Below are 17,146 nucleotides of genomic sequence, written 5' to 3'. Positions count from 1 at the left end.
AATACCTCCATATATCTACGGATTACGTTATCATACATCGTAATCTTTTTAATTATTTTCTCGACGCCTCTTAATATCCCTAAATTTAACTCTCCGTTCTTGGAAATTCTTCTCGGTATAAGCAAGCCTCTCTTCTATTTCTTCAGGTATTTCATATGTTGTATCTGAACTATTATGTTTAAAAACAATTCCTCCGTCCGCTTTAAAATAGCCTGTATCACTCCATCCCACAGCACCGTCAAAGCAATACTTCATTCCCTGAGGTACCCATGAAAATATAGAGGATATATGCGTATCTGAAAATCGAATTACCTTTCCTGCATCTCGTACCCAGAGAATCCCACTTTTTTGGTCTAAATCATTCGTAAAATCAACAATCAACATTTCTGGCGACATAGAGTAGCTATAGACAATTTCAGCATATTCAATATCTTCAATCGTAAATCTCCGATCCTTTCCCGAAACACTTATCGCAACATCTTCGAGTTCCTCTTGATAAACTACTTCTGTATAAACTTTGCCTTCTGTATATGGTGGATTTGGTTCTTGTGATACTTCAAACATTATGCCGTCAACCACCTTATCGTGGCTATCTTCATTTGCATCTATGTTCTGCCCCTCAATATCCTTTCTACTTGTGCATCCTATCATTAAGAAAAAAAATGCTATGCAAAGTATCACTTTCAATAATCGAAATCTCATCAACATTACCTCCTCATTCACCTGATCTATGATGATTTCATTGCTGTCACTATAGCTGCTGAAAAGCTTTACTTGCCGCGTATCGTTCATTCCGTTTTCTTTATCTTCGTATTTTATATAATTCCAGTTACCTTTTTTCCTTTGCTTTCATTCTTCTTTCATGTGTTTTCTTTTCACGTTGCAAAACTTTCGCCTCTTGCTCCTTTGTCATTTCACCCATTTCATCCTCTGCCATATTGTGTACATAAACAACGCCATCTTCAGTTATATAGCCATGCCCTACGTCCCAATATTTTCTTTGGCCTTCTGAAACACAAGAAAAAGACCCTGATGCATACGATTCCATTGACACATAATTTAGACCTGCATCTCGTTCCCAAAGCATGCCACATTCCTGTTTAAAATCCACCAAAATCATTTCTGGTCGTCTAGCATACGTGTATACAAGCTCTGCATGACATATATCTTCTATTGTCACTTTTTCATCTGTAGATATCATATCCGACATGCTTCTAACAATATCCTCGAGTTCCTCTTGATAAACTACTTCTGTGTAAACTTTGCCTTCTGTATATGGTGGATTTGGTTCTTTTGATACTTCAAACATTATGCCGTCAACCACCTTATCTTGGCTATCTTCATTTGCCTCTATGTTCTGTTCCTCAATATCCTTTCTACTTGTGCATCCTATCATTAAGAAAAATAATGCTATGCAAAGTATCACTTTCAATAATCGAAATCTCATCAACATTACCTCCTCTTTTTACATACCTCTTTACTGACTTATATGATTTTCATCTGTAGCCTCTTTCTTAAAGAGTACATAGCCAGAATGCGCCACCACAAGAGATAGTACAATTGTTAGTCTATCTATTCATCAACATATTCAAACATATCCTCGACTGTCGTTCCAAATACCTTCGCGATATCTAAGGCAAGTTTTAGCGAGGGATTATATTTACCATTTTCGAGATGTCCGATTGTTTCTCGTCTAACTTTAACAAGCTTAGCTAACTCTTCCTGACTCATTTTTCTCTCTCGTCTGTATTCCTTAATCTTGGTTTTTATCATATGACTTCTCCAAATACTTTTTTTCTTCTCTACTATAATACAAAAGCAAGCCTATGAAATACAAAAGAGAAATAGCAAATAGAATACATAATAGTTTCAAAAAGAAGTTGGGAGCAAAATAAGTCTGTAGTGATTTGCCGATATTTTCTATAATTGAAATAAAGATGATGGCTAAACTATTTGTAACCATCAAGAAAATAAAAGCTCTTAAACCTGCTCTCCGTACGTTTAACCAAAATAACTCATCAGCGGGAACCCACCGATATATAAAGAAAATAAAGTATACCAAGAAAAGTTGAAGCAAAAAATCTCCCGTATTAATACCGACGATACCTACTATACCAAACCAACCCAAATAAGATAACGGATTCTTTCTTTCCACCGTAATCCCTCCTTTCAAAAAGTTATAAATATGTATCATTTATTGTTATAAATATATAACATTCTCTTTTCTTTGTCAATATGCTCTCAACTCTCTTTTTCCGCCATTAAAAAACCGCCATTACTCGGAAGTAATGACGGCTCTCGCATACATATTCTATTCTTGTACGTATGGCATCAGGGCAATGTAATAATGCTCGTAGCTAACCTCATCCATCTAATGCCATCTTTCGTTGATTTTACAGCGTTTATCAATAATTTACTGTCTATCCTTGTCTATCTAAATCTATCTGCTTCTACCGCAAATTTGGTAGAAAGTGTGGTAAAAAATGTGGTAGTAGAAAAATACACATTCTCTTTTCGGTACATTAAAAAATACCAAAGTCGAAAGAATCGCGTATTTAAGCCTTTCCTAAGCTATTTTCAGTTTACCACAATTGCACATTTTTTTCTAGTCTTCATTGCATCTAAACATCTCCTCACGAACTTGGCTCTTACTGCAATGAGTATATATGTCTAAGGTAGTGTCATATTTAGCATGTCCCATGATTTTTTGCAATATCTTCAAATCCATACCCAATTCATATTGACGACTTGCAAACGTATGTCTTATTACATGCGGTGTAAATCTCTCCATTAATATTGGTTTACGGCCTTCTTCCTCGGCTAATATCGTTTCTTCCTTATTATACACTTTGACTATTCTCTTAAGCTCTATATTTACCAAATCCGGATAATAAGGTTTCCCATTTTGAGTATGAAACACAAAATTTCGATATCCGCAAACAACAATATTTTGTCTAAGAGATAAGCGTTCCTGATATTTCTTCTGTAGCTTCAGTGCATCGTACACCTTAGTCGTCATAGGAATCACCCGAACAGCATTGGTCGTTTTGGGAGTTGTAATAATATATCGATGCCCCTCCTCAGAAATAAACTTTGCAAACCCTAATGTTTTGTTAACACTGATTTCTCTTTTCTTAAAGTCTATATCTTCCCATGTCAGTGCCGTTAATTCTCCGGCTCGCATCCCTGTACCGAAAGCGACCATAAACATTGGACGATACCGTTCAAAGAAAACATGCCCCTCAATATAGCTAAAAAATAGTTCTTCTTGCTCATGAGTAATTGCATCTTTCTTTTTTCCTTCTTTCCTTACCAACTCCTTGAGAATTTTATTCGCTGGATTCTTTCGAATAAGATCGTTAAATTCCGCTTGTTCTAAGCATCCATTCACAATATTATTGATATAGGTAACCGTACCATAAGATAATGGGTTTTTCTTTTCCATTAGCCCGTTGTAAAATCGAACTAATTGAATGCGCTTAATCTCCCTTAGCGGAATCATGCCAATCTCCTTTGATACATACCACTCCCAATACTTTTGGTAGTTTCGGTATGTAATTGGCTTTATCTTTCTTTTCTTATAGTTCTCAAGCCACATGTCAAACCAATGATTTAAGGTTACATCTGATGTAACACCCTGAACTCCATTTTCCAAGTCTGCCATAAAAAGAACTTTTCTCTTCTTAATCAAGACAAGGTCTGGTTCATATAAAGAATATCTTCTTCCCTTATACGTAACCCGCGCTTCATATGTTCCATCAACTCTTTGATAAATACCTGGTGGCAAAACTCTGCCTTTGCTATCAACACGTTTAGTAGCCATGCTATTTCTCCTCCACCAAACATACCCAAATCCCACCTTAATTATAGTTTATATTGGATACGTGTCAATACTATTCACTGATCTCATTTAGATAGCGCTTTACTCTTTCCATGTTTACTAATACTCTTCGGCCAATGTAAATTTTCGCCTCTGCTTGATCTACAATTTTATGTGCTGTATAACGGCCGGCTCCAATAAGATTAATGAACTCTTCCATAGTTACGGTTACTGTTTCATCTGTTATCTCTCTAATTGATGTCTTTTTCATACAGCTCCTCCTCTTTGTATTAAAACGCTAAAATCATGAGGTTTCATCATATCTCATAATTCTAGCATAATTAAAACTTGTGGCTAACCATCGAACTTCGATAGCAATTTTATCCCCGCCCCTTGCCATCAGGAATATGCCTAGCTGATTCTAAATCATCATATCTTCCTATAACAGCCCTTTACTTGTCATAAGCAGATCCCCGAAGCTACCCCGAGCTGACCGCTCCTCACGACCAGAAGTATCATTATCCCCCTCATTTAAAGCAACCACTATGAGTTACCTATATAAGCTGCCGCTAACATACCTTGGCATCTTCTACTACGATCCCTAGCCTGTACCCTTTATGGGCAGATATTTCATGGCGAAGCTACTCTACTTATATCACTCGCGTGTTTTGGGGTTTGTTCCAAACATATTAGCTATTCAATTTTAAGCAAGCTTATCAGCTCTCGGCAGTCTTCGTAAAAGACTATCGGCAACTGATAAGCCATCACCTCCTCTTTAGGGACAACAGCAGTTCTAGTACAATTGAGATAATCGCTATCTCTTCTCGATCACAAACTGAAAGGTCGGATAATATATCCTGATACTTATACTCCTTATGTGTAGAGCCAATTAGTTTTGTAATCGGTATTTCGAGCACTTCTGACAGTCTTGTAATTGTCGCTAGGCCTGGACTCTTCTTACCCCTCTCAATTTGCGAGATATAATTTGCCGTAATTACCGTTAGCTCTCCAAGCTCTTCTTGAGTTAACCCTTTTTGAGTTCGATATTTCTTGATTGTTTTTCCAATTTGATTATCCATACTTTGATTTTATTAGGTTCATAGCAGTATTTGAAGAGACTGGGAGTCATGATAACTCGTTATTTTTGTCCTAGTTTTATACAATCGGAAAGTCATAGACTTTCCATATAAAACGGCCCTATGCCAAAGTTAGAGCAAAATGCGCTAGCATCCCAACCCAACAAACGGCATAGAGCCTTCTGTAAACATATTTAGATTCTGCTTTATTTCTTAGATTTATTTATGTGTTCATCATGTAGTTCCTGATAATAATTAATGGGAATTATCGCAACACCAAAAGCAATTGTTAGAATCTCGCACACTTTATAAAACTGCTCTAAACAATCAACCGCCGCCTCTCTCATGCCATCTAATGAATTATCAGGATTTTTTAGAAATGATGAAACCTCTGCGAATTTATGTACCTGAATATTTGCTTCTCCCTCTATAATTTCACTTCTTTTGACATAGTACTGAGGTTCACTACGATCATAAGAAAATAGCGTGAGAACCGCTAACAAAACAGCAATTACTTCTATTACTCTAATCCATTTCTTAGCATCATAGGTATATTCAAACCTCTTTAATATCTTTTTGTACAAACCTTTCCCAACTAAAATCATTAGTAACGCCAAAATGGCATATTTAAGTGCTTTTGCAAATGTTATGATTTTGGATCCTGGTTGTATAGTTTGAGAAGGTACCTCTTCTCCTGACTCTTCCTCAGTAATTTTATATTCAACATATACCTCCTCCTGTATGCTAGGCGTCAGTATACTCTTGATTAGTACTTCTATAGGTGACAACGACAATACAATAAATACTAATACAAGTATCACTGTTATCCCAATAAATTTGTTTTTACATTTTTTGTTTGTCATCTTCATTTCCTCAAAACGTTAAGCGACATTTTATGACACCTACCGGCGTCACTATCACTACAGATTGCTTTTTCCTTAATAATGTTAAAACGGCTTTTTCGCTTGAACGAATGAGCTCGTCAATGGTAGCATCCTACACCGCATACCGTTTATCCTTTAGTATTTCTTCTATGTCCCCAGCATCTTTAGCAAAAGAGGGGCTTGCAAAAGAGAATACCCGTCTTTTTTGCGTTTCTCCAATGGAAGGACCCGTCTCCTTGCCCAGTGTCGAATCAAAGTTGCTTTTCGAATGCCAAAAGGGTAGTCTTTTTTCAACAAAATTGTAACCAACAGTTGTTTGAATGTCATAAAAAGCCGTTTTGGGGTGTAATCTCCTTTATTTAACTCTTAAAAGGGCAGACATGTAGGCATGAGTAGCAGCTTACACACTTCTCTTTATCAATAACGGGGTACTCAAAACCCTCTTTATCTTCACGCATACTTATAGCGCCTTTAGAACAAATAGCATAACAAGCTGTGCAACCACAGCATTCTTCTTTTCTTTCAAATAATATAGGAATCTCTGCCATATTCTCTCTTCCTACCTTCTACTCCCTAAATAACAGCTCTAGCCCTGCCTTAATCTTCTTTTTAGCCACAGCTTTAAAGGGTCTTTTCTTTGTCGTTAGATATTTTCGCGACAACTCTAAGTAACTAATTTTCGTCATGTCTTCAAAAAAAGCTTCTCTTTGCGGTGGTTTGGCAACCGAGTAATACTCTGATGGGTTCTTTTTCACTCCCGCCTCATACGATACTTCCTTCAAACATAGACCTTTAGATATATCGCCAATAACCTTCTCGCCTTTCTTCGATCGTATTAATACAAGCGAGACCCCTAGCTCATCATTCATCTCAACTGCCACGTCATTAATTCCCCAGAAATCCGCTATCGTCACATCTGACTGCTTCTCCTTTTTTGCCCTACATTGATAGCACGATGGTCTTAAACTGTAATTATGAAGAAACATTTGCATATAAGAACTCTCTTTCAGCGGAATATATTCTTCTTTTATAACGATTCCTTGAAAGACTTCTTTTACGCCAAAGTTACTCCATCCCAAGTCTTTGCATCGGAAATTTACTCGCTTAAGTTTCTCGCCTTGTTGCTGTTCTTTACTCGCAACATATTTGCGCCATAATGCAGGTGAGGGGACACCATGACAAATCACATCTACGCAAATAAGATTATCATAATCCTGTCCTAATAATCCCTTTAGGCCATTTACCTGGCATCCTGTTCCAGTAAACAAAACAGTTTTTCCTACCTGTAAATCCCTCCTTACTTTTCTGTACGTATCGCCGACTTTCGCTTGTAAGTATTTTGATCCGCGTAGTTTTCCCAGCTCCGCTCTATCCGTTACCGATGTAAACTCAGCTCCATAGCAGTCTGCGGACATCTTCACTCCATATACGACCCCCTGCCTATCGAGAATAAGCTCCGCAAGTAGGGAAAAAATCGCACCTGAGGAACTACAACTCCTCACCGCGTCATCTAGACTATATGCTGCATATGTTTTGATTGGTATTGATTGCATCCCTTTTATCTCCTACCATCTCTTTTTTTAATTATTCTTCTCAGCGGCCCCTTCACTATCTGCCTTTCCTCTTCATTCATGCTAAAAAGATACATCGAAGCTCCAAATACCATCGCATATATTAATACAAGACCTGCGATTTCAAGAAGTGAATTCATTTCAAATAAGTAATTAAAAGCTATCCCTGTCACAATTGGTAATATAAAACCGGGAACAAACTTGGCAATCTCTTTCCAAAAATAGACAATATCAATTCCTATCTTAGCTTGGTAATACCAGTTCATAAATACAATATTACCTGCTACTAACGAAAAGCAAGTTCCCACAGCCGCGCCAACCGATCCAAGCGTATTAATTAACGGAATGCTTATAAAAATATTTATAGCGGCCATAAATAGATACGCCATAGATCTCGCTTTATGCATATTCTTTGCTCTTTGAATCTCCACCCCTAGGTTCTGTATCAGTGGCACGGTTACGGGTATAATCAGAAGTAAAACAACATAGTACGAATTGCCGTATCCTTCTCCACCCCAAAAAATCATGAATTCTTTACCAAAGAAAATAAATCCTGACAACACGAGACTCAATACAATAAACTGGATACGTCCAACTTTAGCAAATAGCTTGGTTAGTTCTCTATTGTCATTCGTAGTGGCGACGATTTGATTTACTCTTGGTACAAACACATTTGATATTGAAGTAGATAGTTGGAGATACATCGAGTTAATCTGTGTACCTAGTCCGAAGATTGCAACCGCCGCAGTACCAGATAAACGACCGAGAAGAAATTTTCCCACATTCCAATTTATCTGATCAATAATCTGATTAAGGAAGATGAAAAATGTAAATACCCACATCTCCTTGAGTAAATGGAAGTGGAAACCGTTAAATACGACTTTCACCTGCAACTTTTTAATACTAAACCAAATGTTTGTAGTTAGTTTTGCTACCGTCAAGAAAGTGGTTACTGATACCATTGCCACTGAGCCGTATCCTAGTAAAAGCAAGGGAAGTGCAAGAAATGGGTTCATTAGATTTTGTAACACCACAAGTAGTTTTTGAAAAAAGAAACGCTCGTGTGCCGAACTAAATGCGTCAAAAACGCTATTAGGAAAGGTTAATGCCAGATTTACGACCATCAAGGTCATAAGTATCTTTGCTATGGAATACTCATTCGCCGTAAGGCCCTCTGCAAAAATGCTTTCGATATTCGCCACCATAACCATTCCACAGAAAAGGCAAACTATCGCCATAATCATGAAGATAGTAATGAACATGCCGTTTAGGCGTCCAACCTCTCCCTCATCCTTAGATGCTTTTGCTCTAGAATAAAAACGCATATAGGAGGCCGTAAATCCAAAGCTTAGAAGGCTTAAATACGAAACAGTCGAGTATACAAGTTGATAAAGGCCATACTCACTCTGACCTAATAACCTAAGCATAATTGGAGTATAGATTAGTCCAGATAGTATATGAATCATTTGTGATATGTATGATAATATCACTCCTGATTTACGTTGATTCATTTTTATCTTCATTCTCACATTTCCTATTTTTATATAGCGAAGACATTTGTCCCATCATGATTCCCCAAGCAATTACAAAAGGAACTATTATCTTCGTTTCCTCAAAAAAATAACTAAAGAGTCCTAAGTACAATATCGGCATTAAAGTATATCCCATAATAGCTGCATATCTACTTTTTTCTCTTAACATCATATAAAAGTATCGAAAAAGCTGACCTATTATTATTAGCAAGTACCCAAGCCCCACTATCCCGTAGTCATATAGTGTTTCCATAAAACTATTATGTGCCATCCTAGGATAACCGTATGGTTGAACCTTATAAAAAACTGCATGAAAACCATGTCCAAAAAGCTTCTCAAGTATTGATGACTCTTGAAAATGGTTCATAACATCTTCCCAAATATAGATGCGATTAGACCCGGCATCATCAAATATGCTCATTATCCGCTCAAACATCGCTATCTCGTAATTATTAATCGAGTAAATCCCGATAGCGACCACTATGATTCCACCAATTATAAAACGACCATACTTCTTCCACCTTTCCTTCAATGTTGATGAGACATAGGCATCAATAAAAAAATATACCGCAACACCTGAAAATGTTGCTAAAAAGCCTGCTCTTTTTGTCGACATGATAAGAAGCGCCATTATCAGAGCGCTAAACACTAACTTCATTCGTTTCGTGCTATCCAAAAGGATTACTGTCAGATAAGCAAACGTAAAATATATCGGAAATATAACCGCCCCTCTTCGTCCATAATCCGTTAAATGACTGGCTATGTTAGGCACCGAAAGTACACAGCAAATTGTAAGGCCAACAATCGTAATTGCTTTGAAGCATTTCGGAATATCATTTTTCCTAAAGTATTCATAAAAGGTACACCACAGCAGTGGCCAAGGTAAAACATCATAAATTATCTCCGTACGGTATGAAGACATCCCTGTAATATACGAGACAATTAATTCATATGCTAGATATCCGACTAGCAATATTGATAATTTTGTTACTTTTCCCTTTCTCCAGCTGTATATCAGCACCACAACACAAAAGATTAGGGATAAATATATTGAATACCGATATATCCTAAACCATATGCTTTGTAAATATAGTTGATACCGCAATTGAGAAATCGCAATTAAAAAAGAAAGGATATAAATCGTTATGATTAAAGCTTTGTCTGCTTTAATTTTCATTCCACACCTCATTCCACCAATTCCCACGACTATATAGGCGAAGAATTACAGGTTTATTAATATAAATTTCTTAAATTTTTCTCTCTCTACTTTAATATATCCTTTCAAGGACTCTGATTTTGCTTCTGCAGCCGAAACATGAATATATGATTCGGCTCTCTCTAATTTGCACGGAAGCTTTTTAAACAATGTCTGCATACGCGAATTCATTGAATCATACTTGTCAACTCTTTGAAATACGTAGACTTCTTTACCAAAAAGCAACGCAAACACTACCGCATGATAAGAGTCTGTACACACGCAACTTGCGTGGTGTATATAACTTAAAAAGTCCGATGGTCCGAGACAGGCTTCTCTTCCAATATCGACAATACTAGCTCTACGTTCTGAAGCTATCTGGCTAATCACCGTCAGCTCCTTTGTGCAGGGATTTCCTAGAAAATACTTAACGAAATAGTTCTCTGGTGTTTCTATTTCAGATTCAACCTCTCCCCAGCTATCTGGTGATAACATCAAGGTTGGGTCAACCAAAACAGAGATAGGTGTTTGAATACCTAACTCCTCAATAATACGTTTACCTGCGTCTTCCCTTACAGAAATAGCTCGAAAGTTCTTTAACCCTTTTTTAAACTTGACTACACTCTCATCACTCAGTTGTTCTATTCCAAAACTTGCACATATCGCAATATTCTTTTCCATTTTTGCATATTCCCCAAGATATATTTGCGAAAAAGTCGAGAAATTAGGGTTCCATATTTGATCACTTCCATAAACCAAAAAATCATACCTATTAAGCTTCTTTCTAATCTCTGCCTCTCCCATCTCTATACCAATGGAAAAACTTGCTTGATGTAAGTTCTTATTAAAAGTCAAGAATCTCGCTTTTCTAATTACCCGATTCCTTCGCTTTCCCTTTAGTAATAACCGAAACATATACTGAACGTTATTTCTAATAAGTATCTCCTTATATAGCTTACTATTCTCCGCTTTACTCAGCACACGAATTGTCTCAACTTTATATCCTAAACTTATAAGTACTTGCTCCATCGCGTAGTTTTGAAGTTTGTTTCCGTAATTCCTCTCACCAGTTAGCGTGATTATTCCCACTCTTTTCACTCAATCTGCCTCCTCGCCACTAGTGCAACTTCTTCCATGCCGCTTTTATGTCCCAATACAACAATAGAAGTTTATGCTTGTATAGCAAACTTTTTATCTTATTTTTTTTTGATGTCAGTCTAAAGTACCTTGCTTCGCTAATCTTGGTCCAAGGACTGCTTGTATACAAATGTCGCACTGCCGCTTCCTTTTCTAACGTAGTAATTCCCTGAGGATGACCTAAGAAGCTTTTATACACAAATAACCACAATAGCTCCATAATTCTTTCTACGTACCCACAGTAATCTTCATCTTTTCCCATATCTATATGCTTTGGTATTTCTGCAAAATACTGTTCGCATTGTCGTATGATTTCTGGATTGAATTTCCGTGTTGCCGATTGGGGATTGCGATAATATTTATACCAAATCTGTTCAACAACACATATTTTATTACATTTATTTAGTGTTTCTAAATTCCAAATTCCATCTTCGCAAATTACTAACTCGGAGTTAAACTTCACTTTTCGCGCGATGCTCATCCTAATAATCCTCGCCACTGAGCCTCTGCCAATTCCAGCACCACCATCTGCAACCCTGTATACCTTGCCCAAAAGGTGTTGTCGAAACCAATATCGCTCTTGGCCACTTAATATCCGGTATTTAGTTGATTCATCCTTCTCTATTTCCATAGCTATATTATCTGTTGTTATGTTTGCTCCGATAACTTCATCAACATCTGTATCAATTATTATTCTCATTGCCTCTGCAAAAAAAAATGGAGCAATTTCATCATCTGCGTCTACAAATGTAACATAATCCCCCTTTGCCAGTTCTACTCCTAGGTTTCTTGCAACAGAAACCCCTTGATTATCTTGATGCCAAACGCTTATCCTTTGGTCTTTATTTGATAACTCATCTACTATTAAGGAAAACTCGTCTTCGCTTCCATCATCGATAATTATCACTTCATAATTCTGATAGGACTGCGCAAGAATGCTTTCAAGACAGTTTTCTATAAGGTTACGCCCCACGTTATAGTAAGGAATAATTGCGCTTAACAGCGGTTCTATGGTTACATTCTGTTTGAACATTATAACTCACCCCTAAGTATTGTTAGTGTATGGGCAACACCCTCTTCAACAGAGTATTTACCTTCCCATCCTAAAGCCTCTAACTTGGCACTACTAAGCACTTGTTTTGCAATGGGTGTTCTGTTTGCTAAATCGCTAATATCTGGCTCTGCGAATACAACCTTTCTGCCAGCACAGCTAGCAATAATTTGAGCTAACCTTGCTATTGATATGCTTGCTCCTGAATTAGCACTGTTATACGCTTTGCCTGATTCACCCTTGATTAGACACGTTAGTATGGCAGAAGCACAATCTGCAATATAGCAATAAGATCTCCTCTGGGTTCCTTGACTTTTCATAATAATGTCATCCCCATTCAGTACATTACGAATGAACTGAGCATGGGCTCTACTATCACTGTCAGTAATTCCTGGTCCGTATGTATGACAAGGGCGTACAATTACGGTTTCTAATCCATACTGCTTTGTATAAGAAGCACATAAAGTTTCCGCCGCTCTTTTGCCCATCGGATACGCAGATCTAGGAGAAAGCAAATCTATATATCCACTATAGTCTTCGTCAAAAGAGTCCACCGTCATATCTCCCTGACCATATACTTCTCCTGAGGAGATATAGCAGAATCTTTTTACTCCATGCTTGCGCCCATACTCTAGTAAATTATAGGTACCAACAACACTCCCCCTTATCGTACCGACCGGATCTGCATTAAACGCTGCTGGATGAGCATTTCCCCCAGCATGAATGATGTAATCTACGGAAAACACAAACTCAACCGGGATTAATGAGTCATACGTTACATATGTAAGCAGGTCCGTTTTACCCACCTTAAATCGCTCCTCTAACCGCTCTTTATTTCTACTGGTTGCGAAAATGGTGATATTGGCACCGCTTTTGTTATACTCGAGCAACATATCGACAATAAATGAGCCTATCGTCCCTGTTGCACCTGTCACCAGAATGGTTTTGTTTTTCATCTCCGCAATTCCAACCGACGCTGCTAAAGCTACCCTAAGATCATCCAAATAAGTTTTACTCTTATATAAGTTCATCGTATGCTATCACCCTTTCAGCCAATCCGATCTTTTCGCCATGAGTAGAGCTTTAAATATATCGATATCTTCAACGGTCGTAAGCTTTATGTTTTTTTCTGAACCCTTGGAAAAATATACTTGTTCTCCCATCTCAATCATCAAGGTACACGATGCCACCGAATTTGTAACCCCCGCAGCAACCGCCCGACGATGCACATCACAAATATCTCCAATATGAAAGGCCTGCGGTGTCTGTGTTCTCTTTAACATATCTCGCGGATAGCTCCCAATCGCTGAATCGCCGTCTTCTGTTTTCATCATTGCTTCTGCACAAGGAATAACCGTGATGGCATTTCCTTTTTCCTTTGTAGTTCTCACACAATTGGAAATTATATCTGCAGACACTAGCGGACGAATCGCGTCATGTATTAGGACAATGTCTTCTGAATCATAATGTTTTTCCAACTCATACACACCAGCTCTAATTGAGTCTTGTCCATTCTCACCACCAGGCACAATATGCTTAAGTTTCGTGATATTAAATTGATTCGCGTATGCCTGAAGGATTGATTCCCAACCGGATATGCATACAACCGCTATCGCATCTATCTCTGGATGCTTCTGAAACGCCTCTAATGTATATACAATTACAGGACGCTCATTTACTGTCAAAAATTGCTTCGGAATACTTTGTCCCATACGATTACCAGACCCTCCAGCAATTAATAAACCAACATTAGCCATTTCCTCAATCTCCTTTTCAAAACTATTCTTCGATACTTACTTCCCAGTGTCCAAGATGGGTATACCCCTGTTCGGATACATCCCGAGGTATACGCATATAGTCTCCGTATAAATTGCGTAAATAAGTGTCATAGCCTACCGGAACCGGAAACTCCTTTCCGTTAAACTCTAGCAATGTTGCCGATTCCATGTGTCTTTTTTCAATAATTTCCTTTTCCCAATAATGGCATGCCATACTAACGGCAACCTCATCCGCATCTTCGTAATTATATTTAAGTGCCTCATTTTGGATTTTTTCCGCAAAATACCTTGCTCCTTTAGCCTTGCAATAAATAGCCATGAAGCGCTTTGGAATTTTCCAGTGTTCATTTTTTTTGAATTGAACTCGCAGCGCGGCATGCCGCATTATATTCATCCTCTTAATTTTTTTAAAGAATTTGATTTGCCGCTTTTTCTCTTTTGGAAGTCCGTCGATTGGAAAGACATCAACAAAGATCCCTATGCTTTTCATATCCAAATTGATATTCCTCGATACAGATTTCAGATTCCAGATCCTTCCGGATGGTATTTTCCACTCTTCATCCAATTCCAAAGTTGACATTCCATATTTATCACCGTACGTCTTTGAAAATCCTTTAAAAAAACGCAGATATTCTATGCGTGGCATCATTATATCGGCATCATCATCCCAAGGGATGAAATCGGAATGTCTAACAGCGCCAAGACAAGACCCCCCCGACAAGAAGTACTGAATATTATTCGCTCGACAATATTCATCAATATCTATTAAAATCTCAAACACGATTTTTTGTATCTTCGCTATTTTTTCACTCATTTTTTTCTCCGAAACACTTTGAACGTATGGTGAGTTTTCTGTTTATCAATTGGCGGCATTTTCATATATTCACCATAAAGCTGAGAAAGATATGCGTCATAATTTGCGGGACCTCGATATTTCTTCCCTTCAAACTCAACTTCAATGGGGGTGAGATAACCTTTCTTATCTATCTTTTCTTCCGTCGTGTGCTTTGCCGCCGACATAACCCCTACATATTCCGCATTATTAAAGGGAATACTCTGAATATACTTTTGAAACCACCTAACTAATCTCTTATATCCGATTATTCTCGAAGGTAAGTATCCTAAATAATTTAGAAGCAATTCCTTTCTGTTTTTTGCCGCAACATTGCTGCGCTGAGCGACTCGCATTGTCTTTCTAAGAATAGTGGCAGTAAAATAATAGATGTTCGTTAGGATATTTGACTTAGGAAGACCTTCAACTGGAAAAATATCAACAAAAACCGGATTATACGTCGGCTTGCTGTTCTTCATTCCTAATTCATTTTCCATAATCGTATCTAAGTTATACAGTCGATAAAAGGAACCCGTAAATCTATCTTCTCCAGGGGCTACAAGGAGATATTTATCAATCTTTCCCTTAGAAATCTTATACAATTTTTCAATATCTGGCCTAGGCATATTAATATCAATGTCATCATCCCAAGGAATAAAACCTTTATGGCGAATCGCTCCAAGCAAAGTTCCACCTGATAGTGTATAACGAATATGATGCTTAACACAAAAAGCAACCAACGACTCTAGCATTTGCATAATAATCTGCCGATGCTCTTCTAAGCTTATCGGTTCACCGCAATCCTCTTTGGTAAAAATAAGCTCTTTTTTGAACTTCCTACTGCTCATATTCTATCCTCATAATATTATGTTTATCCTTAAGAGTATCCTTTGGCTGCTTCATATAATCACCATAAAAATGTGTTAGAAATTCATCGTACCTTTCGGGACCATTTAACACCAAATCTTCAAATTGATATTTTGCACCCTGTCCTAATATTCTTTTGTCTATAATCTCTCTAGCTAAATAAGCTCCAAAAAAACTAACCATGTAAGAACTGTCATCATAAGAATATTTCATCAACCCTTTTTCGATTTTTAATAAGATTTTTTTTGTATCTAAGTTTCTACCAATGCGTATCACCGACAAAACCTTAATAGCAACTTGTAAATACCACGCTCGACCTGGACGATTTAGATTAACTAATTCCTCAAAACAGGAGGCGTGATAAAAAAAACGATTCACTGTTAGATGCCAAAAATGCAACTGACGTCTTACAGGATTCGCAGGCATTCCGTCAAAGGGAAAAATGTCTAACCATACGTTCTCAACAATGGCCTTTGTGTTCGAGCCATTATGAATTTTCACTTTCATATTCACAATTCTACTAAAATATCTTTTATACTCCTTATGACGCTTATAATTGAGAAAACCGTAATCATTTGGTAGCTCATTCTCAACAATATCGAGGAATTTCTCATAGTCTGGTCTTGGCATTCCCACATCTGTGTCATCATCCCAAGGAATGAAGCCTTTATGACGCACAGCTCCAAGCATGGAACCACCAACTAAGTAGTACCTCAGATTGTATTTTTCACATATCTCTACAAAGAGTTTTATAATCTCTAGCTCTATTAATTGTAGTTTTCGCAACTCATCATTATCACTATTGTTGTATAGTGATTTCCATTTCTTTTCTACCACTCCGTCTCTCCTCAGTGCAAATCCATCTCGTTATGCCTTAAGTCAAATTGACTCCATAACTCATCAGTGTTTAGTTTTTCTTGCATTTTTTCTTTACGCTTAGCTACAAATACATTAAAATCACCTATGCGTTTAACCGGTACGCCACCCCAAAGAAATCCACCGGGCAAATCCTTAGAAACAATTGCTCCTGCACCAATTATGGTATTATCACCAATCTTCACGCCTGGTAGAACTGTCACATCACTTCCGATAAATACATTATTCCCTATCTTTAACAGCTGGGGATCAGATGGATATATCCGAGAATGGAAGTATACATTTTCACCAATGGAACGTAGTGCATTATGTTTTCTTAAATAATTTGCTCTAGCTTACCCGTTTCTTAATAAGGTAAAATATGATTTTCTTAACAAATTGCGATATCTTCTAATTAATTTCATATCCGTTCCTCTATCACTAAGCCGCACCCTTCCCGTTAAACACCACCTGTATCGTCTTCCAAATAATCCTTATGTCTAACCAGATATTCCAGTTGGCAATATACTTTGTATCTAGCGCTACCA

21 protein-coding genes are annotated in these 17,146 nt (G+C 37.5%); all 21 read right to left on the bottom strand.

Going from position 1 to position 17,146, the window contains the following annotated elements:
- Positions 1-48: 48 nt before the first annotated feature.
- Positions 49-702 carry a hypothetical protein gene (locus tag NHH16_RS04470; protein ID WP_262068409.1) on the bottom strand — a complete coding sequence of 218 codons (654 nt, stop codon included), beginning with the start codon at positions 700-702 and terminating at the stop codon, positions 49-51.
- Between the two features lie 127 nt (positions 703-829).
- Positions 830-1,447, bottom strand: coding sequence for a hypothetical protein (locus NHH16_RS04465; RefSeq protein ID WP_262068408.1), 618 nt, complete (start codon positions 1,445-1,447; stop codon positions 830-832).
- Between the two features lie 125 nt (positions 1,448-1,572).
- Positions 1,573-1,773 carry a helix-turn-helix transcriptional regulator gene (locus NHH16_RS04460; RefSeq protein WP_262068407.1) on the bottom strand — a complete coding sequence of 67 codons (201 nt, stop codon included), beginning with the start codon at positions 1,771-1,773 and terminating at the stop codon, positions 1,573-1,575.
- On the bottom strand, positions 1,754-2,155 hold the full coding sequence (locus NHH16_RS04455) for a DUF3796 domain-containing protein (RefSeq protein WP_262068406.1): 402 nt from the start codon (positions 2,153-2,155) through the stop codon (positions 1,754-1,756). Before NHH16_RS04455 ends, NHH16_RS04460 begins: the two co-directional genes overlap by 20 nt.
- Positions 2,156-2,605: 450 nt before the next feature.
- Entirely contained in the window at positions 2,606-3,823 is a 1,218-nt protein-coding gene (locus tag NHH16_RS04450; protein WP_262068405.1) for a site-specific integrase, read from the bottom strand.
- A 70-nt stretch (positions 3,824-3,893) separates the two neighbouring features.
- Positions 3,894-4,091, bottom strand: a complete 198-nt coding sequence (locus NHH16_RS04445; protein WP_262068404.1) for a hypothetical protein — start codon at positions 4,089-4,091, stop codon at positions 3,894-3,896.
- Positions 4,092-4,584: 493 nt separating this feature from the next.
- Positions 4,585-4,899 (bottom strand): helix-turn-helix domain-containing protein, encoded by a 315-nt coding sequence (locus NHH16_RS04440; protein ID WP_262068403.1) that lies wholly within the window; start codon positions 4,897-4,899, stop codon positions 4,585-4,587.
- Positions 4,900-5,102: 203 nt separating this feature from the next.
- Positions 5,103-5,759, bottom strand: a complete 657-nt coding sequence (locus NHH16_RS04435; RefSeq protein ID WP_262068402.1) for a hypothetical protein — start codon at positions 5,757-5,759, stop codon at positions 5,103-5,105.
- A 380-nt stretch (positions 5,760-6,139) separates the two neighbouring features.
- Positions 6,140-6,328, bottom strand: coding sequence for a 4Fe-4S dicluster domain-containing protein (locus NHH16_RS04430; RefSeq protein ID WP_262068401.1), 189 nt, complete (start codon positions 6,326-6,328; stop codon positions 6,140-6,142).
- 18 nt (positions 6,329-6,346) lie between these two features.
- Positions 6,347-7,333, bottom strand: a complete 987-nt coding sequence (locus NHH16_RS04425; protein ID WP_262068400.1) for a Coenzyme F420 hydrogenase/dehydrogenase, beta subunit C-terminal domain — start codon at positions 7,331-7,333, stop codon at positions 6,347-6,349.
- Positions 7,334-7,338: 5 nt separating this feature from the next.
- Positions 7,339-8,874 carry a lipopolysaccharide biosynthesis protein gene (locus NHH16_RS04420; RefSeq protein ID WP_262068399.1) on the bottom strand — a complete coding sequence of 512 codons (1,536 nt, stop codon included), beginning with the start codon at positions 8,872-8,874 and terminating at the stop codon, positions 7,339-7,341.
- The gene (locus NHH16_RS04415) at positions 8,849-10,060 is read right to left on the bottom strand and encodes an O-antigen ligase family protein (RefSeq protein WP_262068398.1); all 1,212 of its coding nucleotides are present in this window, start codon (positions 10,058-10,060) and stop codon (positions 8,849-8,851) included. The genes NHH16_RS04420 and NHH16_RS04415 overlap by 26 nt, the downstream gene beginning before the upstream one ends.
- A gap of 45 nt (positions 10,061-10,105) precedes the next feature.
- Positions 10,106-11,176, bottom strand: a complete 1,071-nt coding sequence (locus tag NHH16_RS04410; protein WP_262068397.1) for a polysaccharide pyruvyl transferase family protein — start codon at positions 11,174-11,176, stop codon at positions 10,106-10,108.
- A gap of 19 nt (positions 11,177-11,195) precedes the next feature.
- Positions 11,196-12,248 carry a glycosyltransferase family 2 protein gene (locus tag NHH16_RS04405; RefSeq protein ID WP_262068396.1) on the bottom strand — a complete coding sequence of 351 codons (1,053 nt, stop codon included), beginning with the start codon at positions 12,246-12,248 and terminating at the stop codon, positions 11,196-11,198.
- A complete protein-coding gene (locus tag NHH16_RS04400) occupies positions 12,248-13,297 on the bottom strand; it encodes an NAD-dependent epimerase/dehydratase family protein (protein WP_262068395.1) in 1,050 nt (349 codons plus the stop codon). Before NHH16_RS04400 ends, NHH16_RS04405 begins: the two co-directional genes overlap by 1 nt.
- A gap of 9 nt (positions 13,298-13,306) precedes the next feature.
- Complete coding sequence (locus NHH16_RS04395; protein ID WP_262068394.1) at positions 13,307-14,023, bottom strand: IspD/TarI family cytidylyltransferase; 717 nt, start codon at positions 14,021-14,023, stop codon at positions 13,307-13,309.
- Between the two features lie 22 nt (positions 14,024-14,045).
- Entirely contained in the window at positions 14,046-14,858 is an 813-nt protein-coding gene (locus NHH16_RS04390; RefSeq protein WP_262068393.1) for a LicD family protein, read from the bottom strand.
- Positions 14,855-15,724, bottom strand: a complete 870-nt coding sequence (locus tag NHH16_RS04385; protein ID WP_262068392.1) for a LicD family protein — start codon at positions 15,722-15,724, stop codon at positions 14,855-14,857. Before NHH16_RS04385 ends, NHH16_RS04390 begins: the two co-directional genes overlap by 4 nt.
- Positions 15,714-16,580, bottom strand: a complete 867-nt coding sequence (locus NHH16_RS04380) for a LicD family protein (protein WP_262068391.1) — start codon at positions 16,578-16,580, stop codon at positions 15,714-15,716. The genes NHH16_RS04385 and NHH16_RS04380 overlap by 11 nt, the downstream gene beginning before the upstream one ends.
- A gap of 11 nt (positions 16,581-16,591) precedes the next feature.
- Complete coding sequence (locus NHH16_RS04375; protein WP_262068486.1) at positions 16,592-16,852, bottom strand: acyltransferase; 261 nt, start codon at positions 16,850-16,852, stop codon at positions 16,592-16,594.
- A gap of 187 nt (positions 16,853-17,039) precedes the next feature.
- Positions 17,040-17,146, bottom strand: a 107-nt coding sequence (locus NHH16_RS15715; protein ID WP_262068485.1) for a sugar transferase, incomplete at its 5' end; no start/stop codon positions are given.

This window comes from Ohessyouella blattaphilus, assembly GCF_024721265.1.
GTDB lineage: Bacteria > Bacillota > Clostridia > Lachnospirales > Lachnospiraceae > Aequitasia > Aequitasia blattaphilus_A.
Note: the sequence above shows the minus strand (reverse complement) of the source record. Positions and strands in the feature narration are given on the sequence as shown.